This window comes from Paenibacillus sp. FW101-FHT12H11 (assembly GCF_058790355.1).
Window position 1 is genome coordinate 517,155 of sequence record NZ_JBYTCO010000004.1, and the last position, 15,180, is coordinate 532,334.

At 36.6% G+C, this 15,180-nt stretch carries 10 protein-coding genes; 9 read left to right on the forward strand and 1 reads right to left on the reverse strand.

Translation table 11 applies throughout. The features are described 5' to 3' along the window. From AC3WTJ_RS15785 to AC3WTJ_RS15810, 6 genes are all read left to right on the forward strand, one after another. Entirely contained in the window at nucleotides 1–1,194 is a 1,194-nt protein-coding gene (locus AC3WTJ_RS15785; protein WP_492522714.1) for a glycosyltransferase, read from the forward strand. Nucleotides 1,195–1,205: 11 nt separating this feature from the next. After that, nucleotides 1,206–2,387, forward strand: coding sequence for a glycosyltransferase (locus AC3WTJ_RS15790; protein ID WP_492522575.1), 1,182 nt, complete (start codon nucleotides 1,206–1,208; stop codon nucleotides 2,385–2,387). A 20-nt stretch (nucleotides 2,388–2,407) separates the two neighbouring features. Next, nucleotides 2,408–3,595, forward strand: a complete 1,188-nt coding sequence (locus AC3WTJ_RS15795) for a glycoside hydrolase family 88 protein (protein WP_492522576.1) — start codon at nucleotides 2,408–2,410, stop codon at nucleotides 3,593–3,595. Nucleotides 3,596–3,600: 5 nt separating this feature from the next. After that, nucleotides 3,601–4,161, forward strand: a complete 561-nt coding sequence (locus AC3WTJ_RS15800) for an acyltransferase (protein ID WP_492522577.1) — start codon at nucleotides 3,601–3,603, stop codon at nucleotides 4,159–4,161. Beyond that, complete coding sequence (locus AC3WTJ_RS15805; RefSeq protein WP_492522578.1) at nucleotides 4,158–5,708, forward strand: lipopolysaccharide biosynthesis protein; 1,551 nt, start codon at nucleotides 4,158–4,160, stop codon at nucleotides 5,706–5,708. The genes AC3WTJ_RS15800 and AC3WTJ_RS15805 overlap by 4 nt, the downstream gene beginning before the upstream one ends. A 258-nt stretch (nucleotides 5,709–5,966) precedes the next feature. Next, a complete protein-coding gene (locus tag AC3WTJ_RS15810; RefSeq protein WP_492522579.1) occupies nucleotides 5,967–8,096 on the forward strand; it encodes a right-handed parallel beta-helix repeat-containing protein in 2,130 nt (709 codons plus the stop codon). A gap of 62 nt (nucleotides 8,097–8,158) precedes the next feature. On the opposite strand, the gene AC3WTJ_RS15815 is transcribed toward AC3WTJ_RS15810, so the two are convergent. Further along, complete coding sequence (locus AC3WTJ_RS15815; protein ID WP_492522580.1) at nucleotides 8,159–10,567, reverse strand: right-handed parallel beta-helix repeat-containing protein; 2,409 nt, start codon at nucleotides 10,565–10,567, stop codon at nucleotides 8,159–8,161. A 190-nt stretch (nucleotides 10,568–10,757) separates the two neighbouring features. Between AC3WTJ_RS15815 and AC3WTJ_RS15820 the strand changes: the two genes are divergently transcribed. The 3 genes from AC3WTJ_RS15820 (at nucleotide 10,758) to galU (ending at nucleotide 15,176) form a co-directional block, all read left to right on the forward strand. After that, entirely contained in the window at nucleotides 10,758–11,981 is a 1,224-nt protein-coding gene (locus AC3WTJ_RS15820) for an acyltransferase family protein (RefSeq protein ID WP_492522581.1), read from the forward strand. Nucleotides 11,982–12,454: 473 nt separating this feature from the next. Then, a complete protein-coding gene (locus tag AC3WTJ_RS15825; RefSeq protein WP_492522715.1) occupies nucleotides 12,455–14,284 on the forward strand; it encodes a polysaccharide biosynthesis protein in 1,830 nt (609 codons plus the stop codon). A gap of 16 nt (nucleotides 14,285–14,300) precedes the next feature. Then, nucleotides 14,301–15,176, forward strand: a complete 876-nt coding sequence (gene galU, locus AC3WTJ_RS15830) for a UTP--glucose-1-phosphate uridylyltransferase GalU (protein ID WP_492522582.1) — start codon at nucleotides 14,301–14,303, stop codon at nucleotides 15,174–15,176. Nucleotides 15,177–15,180 lie beyond the last annotated feature (4 nt).

The window sequence follows — 15,180 nt, forward strand, 5'->3', positions numbered from 1 at the left end:
ATGAAGAAAAAAATACTTTTTGTCATACCCAGCTTAGCGGCCGGTGGTGGGGAAAAAAGTCTAGTCAATTTATTGTATCAAATTGACTATGATCTCTATGAGGTGGATTTACTCTTATTCAGCCGCAAAGGCGCTTTCTTAAACACTATACCAGGTCAAGTGAACATACTAGATGTTTCTCCCCTTCGAAGTGTGTTTGCAGGTCAGTTAATGACAGCATTGAAGACTTTTCTTGTAAATGGTCAAATGATCCTAGCGTATTCTAGGCTAATGTTTACAATGAAGAACAGATTAATTAGGAACGCAGCTGCCTCAGAGCAATACACATGGAAATATCAGAGAACATCCTTTGATGCAGTAGAAACGAATTACGATGTTGCAATTGGTTATTTAGAGAAATCATCAATTTATTTTATTGTGGATAAGGTAATTTCGAAAAAAAAGATTGGCTGGATCCATACAAATTATTCGGATTCGGGAATGGATTCTGATTTCGACAAACCTTATTTTAAGCAATTGGATCATCTCGTAACGGTCTCTGAAGAATGTGCCAAGGCACTTCAAGAAAACTTTGAACAACTTAAGAATAAAATTAAAGTAATCTATAACATTGTTTCTCCTAAAATCATTAGACATGAGTCTGGCCGCGAACTTGACAGTAATTTCACTTATGATTTGAACTTCACAAATATTATTACGGTGGCGAGATTAAGCAGAGAAAAAGGAATAGATCTTGCAATCAAGGCATGTGAGATATTAGTTGCTCAAGGATATAACGTCAGATGGTATGTATTAGGTGAGGGTAGTGAAAGAGAAAAACTTGAGAAATTGATTGAAGATATTGGCTTACAAAAACACTTTATCTTGGTAGGGATTAAGGAAAATCCGTATCCATATATAAAAGGTGCAGATATTTATGTTCAGCCTTCCAGATATGAAGGTAAATCCATAGCTGTTGATGAAGCAAAAATACTTCAAAAACCTACGATAGTAACGAATTATGATACCGCTAAGGACCAGATAACAGATGGTATCAATGGATTGATTGTTGAAACTACGGAACAGGGTATTGCAAGTGGAATTGAAGCATGTATGAATGATACACAATTAAGAGAGTCCTTTATTAGGAATCTTGCTTTAGAAAAATTGGGGACTGAGGAAGAAATAAATAAGTTATACGAAATTTTTTGTTAGGGTGGTTTCTAGTGAAGAAAAAGATATTATTCGTGATGAATAACTTAAACTGCGGCGGGGCTGAAAAGGCTCTCATCTCACTATTGGACACTATAGACTATACGATGTATGATGTCGACTTGTTATTAATGAAACACGAAGGTTTGTTTCTAAACAAAATTCCGGGCAACGTTAATTTATTAGAAGAACCAACCGAGTATAAGTACTTTGATATGTCAGTAAAATTAGCACTCGTTGATTGCATAAAAAAAGGGAGACTAGATATTGCAATAGCTAGATTGCTTGCTGGCATCATTATTAGAACTGAAAAAAACCGAGTTCGATGTGAACAAAGAGTTTGGAAGTATATATCGAAATCGTTAAAACATATAAATAAAAATTATGACATTGCGGTTGGATATCTTGAAAAAACACCCATCTATTTCTGCGTTGATAAAGTAAATGCATTTAAAAAGATAGGTTTCATCCATAATGATTATGACAAGTTAGGCATGGATCCATTACTCGATAGACCTTATTTTGAAAAATTGGAGAACGTGGTAACAGTCTCGGAAGAATGTGGGAATATACTGAAGAATAGGTTTCCTATGTACAACGAGAAGGTGAAAGTCATGCATAACATTGTATCTCCATCGACGATCAATAAGATGTCGTTAGAGGAACGTGTTCTTATTGAAGATGAAATCAAGATTGTTTCTGTTGGAAGGTTAAACCACCAAAAGGGTTTTGAATTAGCTATAGAAACATGCAAAGAACTTGTCCAAACGGGATACTCAATAAAGTGGTACATCATTGGTGAGGGAGAAGACAGAGAGAAGCTGGAAAGAATGATCAGTCTGAATAGTCTTCAAGAAACCTTTATACTCATGGGGATAAAGGAGAATCCGTATCCGTATATTAGAGAGGCAGATATCTATGTTCAGCCGTCCCGATTCGAAGGCAAATCCATTGCGATAGACGAGGCAAAGATACTTAAGAAACCTATTGTATTAACGAATTTTAGTACAGCTAAAGATCAAATAACAAACAATGAAAATGGTCTGATCGTAGACATGAACTCGAAAGCATTATATCAAGGGATTGCTTCTTTGATAGACAATTCTGCACTTAGAGAACGGTTTTCACTTCGTTTATCCAATGAGAATTTAGGAACGGAGTCTGAAATAAACAAACTTTACGAAATGTTTCAGTAATCATAGAAGGGACAGATCATGTGATTATTCAACTAATTGGTATCGCATTGCTTGTTTTCATTGGAATTATTATAGTCATTGATGTATTTCCTATATTTAGAGACTGGTTAAGTCGAATACATATTGGAAGATATCAAGATAAGCAGATTTGGAATAAATCTATTACTAATTTGGGCCTCAAGTGGCTTAATACAACTCCAAAGATCAAGGTGACTGATAATACGAGATTAGTAGTCATTGACATGCTGAAAGGAAATTATACGAAAAACGCCATTCAGCATTGGCAAGAGGCGTCATTACTATTAGGGTTATCAGAATATCTAATGAATCATGACGATAAAGAAGTACAAAATGAGCTTAGGAAATTCCTAAACTCGAAATTTGATAGTCAAGGCCAGTGGATTAATAAGCCTGTGCATGTGGATGGGGCAATATTAGCTTATGCTGTAATGAAATTAGATTTTATTGAGATCGACCGTTATAAACAAGCATTTGATTACACTTGGCAAATGATTAAAGATCATGTAGGACACGATGGAACCGTGGCATATCGTAAGTTCATGAAAGGATATCGATATGTGGATACGATAGGGTTTATCTGCCCTTTTTTAGTGTCTTATGGATTAAGGTATTCTATGGATGAATGCGTAGATTTAGCTATAAAGCAAATTAGAGCCTATGATGAGCAGGGGATGCTGAAAGGACACCATATTCCAAGTCATGCCTATCAAGTTGATCAAAAATTACCACTTGGACTGTATGGGTGGGGTAGGGGACTAGGATGGTATGCAATTGGCCTTATTGATGCATGGAACGAATTGCCTGCTGCACATAAATATAAGCCTATATTAGAGGAAAGTGTAAAAAGGTTTGCTAAGGCTGCAATAACATTCCAGCAAGATCAGGGTAGTTGGAACTGGACTGTAACCAGAAGGGAAAGCAGGCCGGATTCATCTACTACAGCAACATTGGGCTGGTTCATGTTAAATGCTTCGCGGATAACAGACATATCGGAAGATTGTTTAAATAGTGCGAATAAAGCTACCAACTATTTGATGAAGGTTACAAGAAGGAATGGAGCAGTCGATTTCTCTCAAGGAGATACGAAAGATATTGGCGTATATTCGATGTTGTTTAATATACTTCCTTTTACTCAAGGATTCTGTATTAGAATGATGAACTCCCAAATAAGCTACAAGGTAGTGTGAATAAGATGATGAGAAAAGTTTTTAACTTCTTTCGGGCTAGGCTTAAAAAGTATATTTTAGAGGAAATTTGGTTAGAGGATTACATAAAAATGGGGATGAAAATCGGTCAGAATTGTTCCATTCAACCTGGAGTAATCTTTGATTACTCACACTGTTGGTTAATTAAAATTGGAAACAATGTGACTATTGCTCCTCAAGCCTACCTGCTTGCACATGATGCTAGCACTAAAAGTATAACTAATTATACGAAGTTAGGAAGTATTACAATTGAAGATAATGTATTCATTGGTGCAAGAGCTCTCATTATGCCTGGAGTTAGAATCGGTATGAATTCAATAATAGGTGCAGGGAGCATTGTAACTAAATCAATACCATCTGATAGTGTTGCAGTTGGAAACCCTGCAAAAGTAGTTGCTACGGTTCAAGAGTATTTAAATAAAACCAACCATTTAATAGAAAAAAGCCATACGTATGATCATAGTTACACGATTAAAGGAAAGATTTCCGCTAATAATAAGGATAAAATGTATCAAGAATTAATGAACGAGATGGGATTTGTAGTATGAGAACAAAAAATTCTATTATCAATATTTCTTTTGGACTAGGTAATCAGCTTATTATTACGTTCTTGAGTTTCTTTTCCCGAACAGTTTTTATTCATACGCTCGGAGTGGAATACTTAGGCATTAACGGGCTATTTACAAACATCTTAGCGATGCTTTCGTTAGCTGAGGCCGGGATTGGTTCAAGCATTATTTATAATCTTTATAAGCCTGTCGCGGATAATGATAAAGAAAAGATCATATTGCTTATGAAATTATATAAAAAGGCGTATCTAGCCATAGCATTAATTGTCTTAATGTTAGGGCTATCTATAATGCCTTTCCTTTCGTATTTTGTAAAAGATACAAAGGTTGAGCATATTCATCTGATCTATCTTATTTTTTTAGTGAATACGGTTACACCTTATTTATTCCAACATAAAAATTCTTTCCTGAATGTGAATCAAAAAGGATATATTGTGACAGGATTGTTTTCAATATCATCCATTCTATCCATGTGTTTAAAAATTGGCATTCTTTATGCGACTCAAAATTTTCTATTGTATTTAATTATTGATAGTATCATAACAATTATAAACAATGTTATTTTATCGATCATTGCTAATAAGTTATTCCCGTTTTTAAAGGAGAAAATAGCAAAGAACATCGATGCTTTGACCAAGAGTAAACTGATCAAAAATATAAAGGCAATTATCTTGCAAAACATTGGTTCCTACCTAGTATTTGGTACTGATAATATTATTATTTCTTATTATGTAAGTGTGGCGGCTGTTGGGTTATACTCCAATTATTACATGCTTATTGAAATTTGCAGAACTTTCATTAATCAAATATTTAATAATATTTATCATAGTGTAGGAAATTTAGTGGCTAAAGAAAGCAAAGAGAAAGTATATTCTGTATATAAGGTTACGATGTTTCTTAATTTCTGGTTATATTCCATGTTTGCAATTATTCTATTTGTAACTCTAGAACCATTTATAACCTTATGGATCGGCCCAGAGTTTCTTATGGATAAATTGATATTAGTTGTATTAGTGGTAACCTTCTATGAAAGAGGAATGAGAAACTCAATCACAACAGTGAAGACAACAGCGGGAATATTTCATGAGGACAGGTATGTTCCATTGTTTCAAGCTGCAGTTAATCTTGTATTCTCTATAATTTTGGTTCAATCCATTGGGATTGCAGGTGTATTTATCGGTACGTTAATAAGTGCAATGATTGTTCCTTTCTGGACGACGCCATATTTTGTATATAAGAAAGTATTCCAAAAGCCATTATTTGAATATTTCATCAGTTATTTTTACTATGCAGGAGTAGGAGTTGGCACTTGCCTGATCACTTACTACGTATCTCATTTTTTTGTTGTAAATACGATTATTACGCTATTGATGAAGGGGCTTACGTGTTTGATCCTGCCTAACTTGATTTACATACTCTTATTTCATAAAAGTGATGAGTTTAAATATTTAATGGGAATAGTCAAAAGTATAATATCTAGATTGCAGCAAAAATTTATGCCTAAAGGTAGAACCGAAACTTACTAACTTACTATTAATGCTGCTGCAATAATGTTCTTAATAAAGAATAATTCGAAATTTAGACTCAATTAATCCACCTAATTATTTCCAAGTTTCTGTATAATAGAAGGAGTAAGTCGCTTTGTGTCGTTTCTATTTCTGCAAAACAGAGGGGGTTATAAATTATCGTAGTTTGTAAATAATGAAAATTAGTTAAACATACTGCAAGGATTCTTAATAACAGTCTTGGGTTTAAGATAATCTCATAAGGAGTGAAATTTTAAAATGCGTAAGGTTGTTTTTATGGCATTGTCAGTTTTTATGCTTTTCTTCTTAACGTGGCCTGGTGCTTCAGAAGCACAGACCACGTTTTCTGTGTCTAATCAGGAGCGTGTGTATGAGCTGGATTTAAAAAAGTGGAATATCTACAATGACAATTCTCATGCGGCTGAAACAACAGACGGAATAAATAATGCACTTATATGGGCTCATGAGCAAGGATATACTGTTTTCAAAGTTCCTGCAGGAACGTATCGCATAGCGAAAGGCACCAATGGACAATGGGATCCGCGCGGACGCATCAATATGGTCAGCGACATGACATTCTGGCTCGACGATAAGGCTGTAATTCAAAAAGAAACAAATGCATACGCAGATTATTCGACATTGTTGGTAAACGTTGGTGTCAAAAATGTAATTATTAAAGGTGGGACATACCGCGGTGACAGAGATACTCATGATTACTCGAGTGGAGGCACTCACGAGAGCGGATATGGGATAATAACAAAAGGTTCTTACAATGTAGTTATCGATGGTGTAAAGGCTCTAAACTTTACAGGAGACGGGCTTTGTGTAGGCGGCGGAAGTGGTACTATGCAGGATTTGTATGCGAAGGATTTTGAAGCTGGAGGAATTGACGACAACGGAAAACTTACATCTGATCAGACCAAAGTCAGAAGCAAGTCGAGTTGGAAACTTACGCATCCTTCGTATGAGTTAACACACGCTGTTATTATCGACAATGCGCAGTATCTTTCAAATCAGTTTGATATTTACTTTTACAAGGCTGATGGTACGTTCTTATCTAAAGCAAAACAACAAAGTCAAGGAGAGTATATTTCTATTCCTCCTGGGAGCGACTCCATAAGGCTTGCTTTTAAAGGGACTATTCAAAAAGGACAATATCTAGAGATATGGAACAGGGTTCAATCGACTAATGTTACTGTTCAGAATTCGGAATCTTCTTTTAACCGCAGACAAGGATTGACCATTAATGGTGGTAAAAATGTTCTGGTACAGGGCAATAGCTTTCATGACATTGGAGGCAAAGACGGTACTGCTCCTATGGCAGGAATCGATGTGGAAGGTGGAGCGGGCGATAACGGCTTTATCAATGAAAACATTACGATCAAAAATAATCAGTTCTATAAAAATAGCAGATACGATGTTATTTTTTACGATGGTCATGATGGGACGCTAGAAGGTAATCAGTTAGCTTCTGTTGGAGCGATTGGCCTAGCAGTGTCAGCCCCGTTTACAGGTGCTACGATCAAAAATAATAATTTTGAAGGTACAAGTATTTATGTAGCTCATGATGTGACGTTTATTGGAAATACGATGACTGATTCGCTAACGCATTTTGAAGGCCCTAATATTAATATTAAAGGGATGACTGTAACAAATACGAACTTTGCCATCAGCAGCTCGGTTCCATTTGGTGTAACAGCTTCAGATGTAGTTATTAATATAACAAAAAAGACTGCAAATGCAGGTTTATCGATATGGCAAAATCCCGTTCATCTAACTAACATTACAATCAACGGAGCACCCTCATTAAGGTCGGTTTCAGGTGGTAAGGTTGAAGGGAACATTATTGATAATCTAATCGTTAATGATTACAATTCAACATACGGATTGGATTTACCACCGGGGACTTACAATAATTGTGTATTTAAAGGGCCTAATGATGGGGGGAAAGCAGTACCAAGTGTTGGGCAGTCTGGAGAATATGTATTCAATAATTGCTCATTCACTGGATATGGCGGACTCAGTGCTGGGAACCCGAACTTGGATCTTACAGTTAAGAATTCAACATTTTTTACAACTGGAAATACAGCTGCCATTTCTGTAGATTCAGCTAAAAAGGTTACAATTGAAAATAACGTGATTGTTGCAAGTGGTATCACAACAAAAACAACAGAAATTATTAAAATGAATGATTACTGGCAAAAAGACAAGCCATACGATATTTTATCGGCATCGATTAGAAGTAATAAAATTACCTCCAATATTGAAGCGATTGGGATATCTACAATATATGCTGGAATTGGTGCGCCTGCATTCACGATTGACGGTAATATTTTGGAAAATGCTAATTTTAGTCTGAAAGCCAACGATATCAAGGATGATAATTAAGCAAATATTAATCAGAAAAGGGAAGATGGGTATTTCCTAATCTTCCCCTTTTCTGATTGCAATTAGAGGCTAACGTTATCGATCATTCTAGTATTCGAGTTCGTGTCAGCTGTTACATTTTTGAAAATGCATCTTGCAATTGTCATGGATTTATCACGTGTTAACCAATGTAAATTAATTTTTGTATCTTCAAGATAGCTGGTACTGATGACAGCCATGTTGACATTATCTGCTTTACCAATACTTGAGGTGATAAAAGTGCTGCGATTGTTTGTTACATTTCCATTAAAGTTTATTCCTACATTCTGAAATGTACAGTTATCGACAACTAATTTTCTTGTATAGCGCGCATCATTCGTTCCCAGAGAAATATCTCCACCAAGAATTCCGGTTTTACTTCTGGTAAAGGAACTATTGATTAAATTACACCCTTCAAAGTTAGCTCCACCTTCAATAAGGGTAATTCCATCTATCTGTATGGGTCTACCTACGTAATTAGCAAGGGGGCGAATATCAATTTCATAGTTTTTAACAGTAACATTTCTAATGAGTCCACCTGTCAGAATCAGTTGGAAATTGGGGGATAACGTATTGTCGTTTCTCCAATCCCGTTCCACAACAATATCAGAGATATAACATCTACCGTAATTAAATCTGCTTATGTTGAACCCAGTTATCCCACTGTCTGTTATCGCCACAGGAGTACCGTTTAGTGTTTCTGATACTTGAAAACTATTTGTTTTTACATTTACAGTGTAATAGAGTTTATCCACACTGATGCCAGTAGGGACTTTGCCAACCCATTGTTCAAAAGAGATTTTTGCACCATTTCCCATTCCGTGCGGCGAGCTATAAGTGAATGTGCTTGTAGGAACATCGACAGTTGGAGTACCCAAATATCCATATATACTTGAGCCATAGAACAAGCCATTTTTTATCTGACAATTTGAAATTACTGCTCCTGTAATATCAGCAATTTTAATATTGCCATTGTAACAAATAGCGCCATTTACAAAATTGTCGCCTTTGACGACAAGTTCACAATTGATTATTGTATTGTTGAGGTATTTTACGTACATGTTGTTCGGGTATGAACTGATTCCGCCAACATTGTAACCCTCAAAAGTGTTATTCTCTAGAACTACATTGATACCGTCCGCATTCACAAAGTGCCCGCGGCTATTATTAGATATATAGTTGTCTCTAATATAAATTCTAGTGTTGAGTTCTAAACCAGTTTGATTAAGCTCGGGTCGCCATGTTGGTATGTTTGTTTCTGACCACATGGACTCGATGTCGATGCCAAACATGGGGGCGGTTCCATCTTCAGTTACGCCATCATCAGCTTTACCGATATGATGAATTTTATTGTTCATAATCGTTACATCAGTTGAGCCGGCATTAGAAATTCCCTGTCTTCTGCAGTGATTGAGATCACAATCATGAATATAGATATTGGATCCCATTTGTTCTTGGGTGTAATCAGTCGGGTTAAGTTTGTATTCTAGCCAGGAAGTAAAGATTGCATCTCCAGTGCAATTACTAATATCTACATGATCGATTTCAATATTGTTAGAGCCGGCAAGTTCAATGGCGTGTCCCCATTCATGCGTGTAGTTTTGGGAATCAACTTTTGCAGTAATTTGTGCAATCTGTGCGTCACTTAGCGGGCTTGAAGTAATGTCGATGGCGAATATCATTTTGTTAGCATACTCAATTTCTGCAAACCACCCACGTCCTGTTGGAGCTGCGGGTGCGAATTGTCCGTTTGTTCTGGACCCAACTAACGTACTATTGGATACCGTATCTTTGTATTGATAGAAGCTATACCCTGAGGCTGTTACTCCACTGATACTCCAAAGCCTGAAGGCTTTTAATAACCCGGGATTACTATACCTGTCCACGATTTCGCTGCGGATGAAGTTAGTATTATTGTTTAGCGAGCCGTCGGCATTAACTCCTCCTCTTACAAACTTTACGCCTAGTTGGTAGATATGTGTTTTCTTGTCACCCACAATGGTTCCACCAGAAATCCTTCCATTTGTTACACCCTTTAAACTGAAGATCCTGTACCAAGGTGATGAATTCGTTTCCAATTGTAAAATACAACCATCAGTCATCTCGAAGTGCATATTGCTTTGCATTAGAATGCATGTGAAGGAGGTGCTATCAATTCTTAATGTATAAGTACCATTTGGCAATATGCAATGAGTTATATTTTGGGATTTTGCCCAACTAAGTGCGTCGTTAATACCCTTTGTTGTAGCGGCGGGTTCAGTGCCATCATTTTTAATGTTCCACCTATTTAAATCAATGAGAAATGGATTAGAAACAGCGCCACTTGTAGTAGGTTGCTTTGGAATCCAACTGGATTGCGAACTGTCATAAGACAGCACATCATTGTTAGCAGGGAGATTGTCCGTTAAATTAATGTCATCAAGGTCACCAAGATTAGCTTTTATCACCCACATTCACCTCGTTCTATTTTTCTAGTAGTGTATGATTTACCAGATGAAATAGTTCCAATTTAGAGTCACAATGGGCTGAACCGTTGAATATATTCCGCATTGACATGTTCTTTATTAAGAACTACAATATGTTGATCACAGGGTATCTAAACTCTCAACGTAGTATGAAATATTAAATAGAAGAGGTGAAAATGTGAATAACCTTTATAATAATTTCTTAAAGGCTAATAACTTATTAGAGGGAAGAGTATCTATTTATTTGGATTTTTTACGGGGGCTAGCTGCTATTCTAGTATTGATGGAACATCTAGCATCGAGACTTTTTCTAGGCTATGGATATTTACAGAATCCAACCGCAATTATTAAATTATTGTATCTTCTGAACTTGCTTGGAGGACCATCAGTTATAGTTTTTTTTGTTCTTAGTGGCTTGTTTATATCGAGATCCGTTCTAAAATCAATCATTGATAATAAATGGTCTTGGAAAACATACCTTGTGAATCGACTTTCAAGACTATATGTAGTATTAATTCCAGCTTTATGTTTAACAGTTATCGCTGATAAATTAGCTAGTCATTTTTTTGATTATAATAGGTACATTGATAATTACGCCAATATTAAGGAGTTTATTGGGAATCTATTCTATCTGCAAAATATTTATGTCGGTAGTTATGGGTCAAACGGGCCATTATGGAGTCTGAGTTATGAGTTTTGGTATTACATGCTGTTTCCTATTATTATTTTGCTATTACGGAATCAGAAGAAAATCTTGAAAGTTGTGTACCTTTTCATTGCTGTAGCTATCCTATTTCTGATTGGGCAACGAATAAGTTATTATTTCTTAATATGGTTAGTGGGAATGCTTGTGTTACTTCTTCCAGCTAATTCAAGAGTAAAAAATAGATTTATGATGACCGCGTCATTCTTGCTTGTTTGTTTGGCTATGTTCATTAGACCACTGGTAAACAACGGAAGGTTATTTGTTAATCACGATACAAACAACTTATTTATTGTAGATCTTTTTATAGGGCTATCTCTAGGCCTGCTAATTTACATAGGTATACATGGTGCTGCAAAGGAAACAAGACCAGAAAGTAAAAATAAATGGTTTGAAAAAACCTCAAAGTTGGTAGCCAGTTTTTCATTTAGTCTTTATTTAATTCATTATCCCATTATTAATCTTGTTTATTACTGGGCAGCTAAAAATGGTTTTAAAGGATTACAACCTAACTTATTATCTGTACTAATCGAAATATTGATCGTAGCCTTAATGTGCACAATTGCTTTCATTTTTTCAAGAATAACTGAAGTACGAACTAATGTTGTAAGAGCTATAACTATGAATATTTTAGAAAGATTTAGTTATCATGATCAAAAAACAAAAGTGACGAAAATGGAAAACAATCTATTTAAATAAGATATCTTCAAGCTTCGAGTTATTCGGAGCTATGTAGGTGGTCTCAGAATATTTTTCGTTGACACGTTCTTTATAAAGAACTACAATTGAGCTAAGAGAAATGGCAATCTTTTATAAGCGTTTAATTTTACATATTAGTTCTTTATAAAGAACATATGGCGATTATTATGTTCTTTATAAAATCCATTGGGATTAGGCAAAACTTTTTGTTCTTTATATGGAACGATAATCTAATTGTAATCGATCAGATGCCACACAAGTAGCTAACATTAAACTTACTTCGGTGATGCCTCCTAACCGTTATCAACGGAGGCACTCGGCCATGCTGTGGGTTGAATCGACCTTAGACGCGAGTCGTCAAAAGTGTGGTGCGAGGTGGGGTTAGATGCCCTAATAAGATTAAAGGATTTAATTATATGGTCTTTTTTACAAAGGCCTTATACTTAAGAACTTTAGTGAGAGGGTGCATTCATTTGTCATATCGACAAAGATTATCTTTATTAGTCTTCATTGACTCCTTTATCGTTATCACCTCCATTTTCTTTAGCCGTTTTTTATTGAGTGCAAGTCTAGACGTAATCACGTTGCCTTTGATTGTTAGCTCCATTACCTTATTACTTAGTCATCATATATTTTCTTTCGTGTATAAGCTTTATAAGAAAGCTTGGGAACATGCGAGCATTGGGGAACTCATTTTTATTATAAAAGCTACTACCTATTCGTTAATTACCGTCGCTTGCGTTCAGCAGTTAATCATTCATGATATTTACTTCCGGTTACTTGCGGTGACATGGATGCTGCATATGATTCTTATCGGAGGTTCTCGTTTCTGTTGGCGAATCATTCGGAATACATATATCAAGAAGTCAGTCGTTAAGAAAAGAACACTGATTGTGGGCGCTGGGTCAGCTGGAACCATGGTGGTCAGACAGTTGATCAAAAACAATGATACCGAAATGTTTCCTGTAGGCTTCATTGATGATAATGCGAAAATTCACAATCTTGATATTTTAGGGATTCCTGTTATTGGGGGAATTGATCAAATAGAACAAGCCGTTAAAGAGCTAAATATCGATAACATCATCATTGCAATCCCATCCCTCAGCAAAAAAGATTTAAACCTTATTTTCCAGGAATGCACAAAAACCTACGCGAAGACGCAAACTCTCCCTAAGTTAGAAGATCTGGTATCCGGAAAACTTTCGGTAAATCACTTTATGGATGTGCAGGTAGAAGACTTATTAGGCAGAGATCCTATCGATTTGGATATAGATAGTATTTCAGGATATGTCACGAATAAAGTGGTATTGGTAACCGGCGCCGGTGGTTCGATTGGTTCTGAGATTTGCCGTCAGGTCGCGAAGTTTACTCCTCAGAAGCTGGTTCTGTTAGGCCATGGTGAAAACAGTATTTATTCCATCGAAATGGAATTAAAGGATTTATACGAGTCTACATCCATAGAGCTCCTTACGGAAATTGCAGATATCCAAGATGTTAAGAAGATGATGTCGATCATGAACAAATATCATCCGGATGTCGTTTATCACGCCGCTGCTCATAAACATGTGCCTTTAATGGAAAGAAACCCTGAAGAGGCATTTAAAAACAATGTGATAGGTACGATGAATGTAGCCATAGCGGCAAGCCAAAGTGCAGTAGATACGTTCGTTATGATCTCTACGGATAAAGCTGTGAATCCAACCAGTGTCATGGGCGCCACCAAAAGAATGGCCGAAATGATTATTCAGGATATGGATCGAAACAGTAACACGAAGTTCGTGGCGGTTCGTTTCGGCAACGTGCTGGGAAGTCGTGGCAGCGTCATTCCTCGTTTTAAACAGCAGATTGTAAAAGGTGGTCCCGTCTCCGTCACTCATCCTGATATGATCCGCTACTTTATGACGATTCCAGAAGCCTCCCGGTTAGTCATTCAAGCAGGTGCGTTAGCCAGAGGCGGGGAGATATTTGTCCTTGATATGGGAGAACCCGTGAAAATTGTTGATTTGGCGAAAAACCTGATCAAGCTTTCAGGAAACTCGCTAGAAGATATAGGGATTGAATTTACGGGTATGAGGCCAGGCGAAAAGCTGTTTGAAGAGTTGTTAAATAGCGATGAAATCAATGAAAAACAGGTCTATCCGAAGATTTATATCGGGAAAACATCGGAATTGTATATGGAAGAGATAAAAGAAATGATATCCACATACACCACACTAGATAAAGAGAATCTAAGAACTCAATTATTGAATCTAGCCAATAGTCATGTCATACCAATTCCAAAAAAATTAATCTCAATTGTTTAAAGAGGAGTTTTAATCCATGAAAGTACGTAAAGCCATTATTCCAGCAGCCGGTTTGGGCACAAGATTCTTGCCTGCAACGAAGGCTATGCCTAAAGAAATGCTTCCCATTGTCGACAAGCCGACCATTCAGTATATCGTGGAAGAAGCAGTGGAATCCGGAATTGAAGATATCATTATTGTGACGGGTAAAGGGAAAAGAGCGATTGAAGATCACTTTGACAATTCCTTTGAACTTGAACAAAATTTATTTGAAAAACAAAAGTTTGACTTATTGACCGAAGTCCAGAAGTCGTCCAAAGTAGATATTCATTATATCCGCCAAAAAGAGCCTAGAGGACTGGGACACGCGATCTGGTGTGCACGAAAGTTCATAGGCGACGAACCATTCGCTGTGTTGTTAGGAGATGACATTGTTCGTGCAGATAAGCCGTGTCTGAAGCAAATGATGGATCAATATGAGTATCGCCATTCCTCCATCATTGGTGTCAAGCACGTTTCTGACGATGAAGTATCCCGCTATGGCATTGTGGATGGAAGACAAATTGAAAAGCAGTTATTTAGCATCAATCATTTGGTGGAGAAACCTAAGAAAGAAGAAGCTCCGTCTAATCTTGCCATCATGGGGCGTTATATTTTGACAGCACGAATTTTCGATATTTTGAATGACCAAAAGCCAGGCGCCGGAGGGGAAATACAGCTTACGGATGCCATTGAGGCGTTAAATGCCCTCGAATCGGTTTATGCTTATGAATTTGAAGGTGAACGGTTCGATGTGGGTGAGAAATTGGGATTTATACAAACCACAATCAATTACGCCTTGCAACGTGAGGATTTAAGATTCGATTTACTCAAATATCTTTCTTCCGTTCTGGAGAAAGAATTAATTAAGTAGGGGA

Coding starts and splice junctions, on each gene's coding strand:
- AC3WTJ_RS15785 (WP_492522714.1), top strand. CDS start 1: ATGAAGAAAAAAATACTTTTTGTCATACCCAGCTTAGCGGCCGGTGGT.
- AC3WTJ_RS15800 (WP_492522577.1), top strand. CDS start 3,601: ATGATGAGAAAAGTTTTTAACTTCTTTCGGGCTAGGCTTAAAAAGTAT.
- AC3WTJ_RS15805 (WP_492522578.1), top strand. CDS start 4,158: ATGAGAACAAAAAATTCTATTATCAATATTTCTTTTGGACTAGGTAAT.
- AC3WTJ_RS15810 (WP_492522579.1), top strand. CDS start 5,967: ATGCGTAAGGTTGTTTTTATGGCATTGTCAGTTTTTATGCTTTTCTTC.
- AC3WTJ_RS15815 (WP_492522580.1), bottom strand. CDS start 10,567: ATGTGGGTGATAAAAGCTAATCTTGGTGACCTTGATGACATTAATTTA.
- galU (WP_492522582.1), top strand. CDS start 14,301: ATGAAAGTACGTAAAGCCATTATTCCAGCAGCCGGTTTGGGCACAAGA.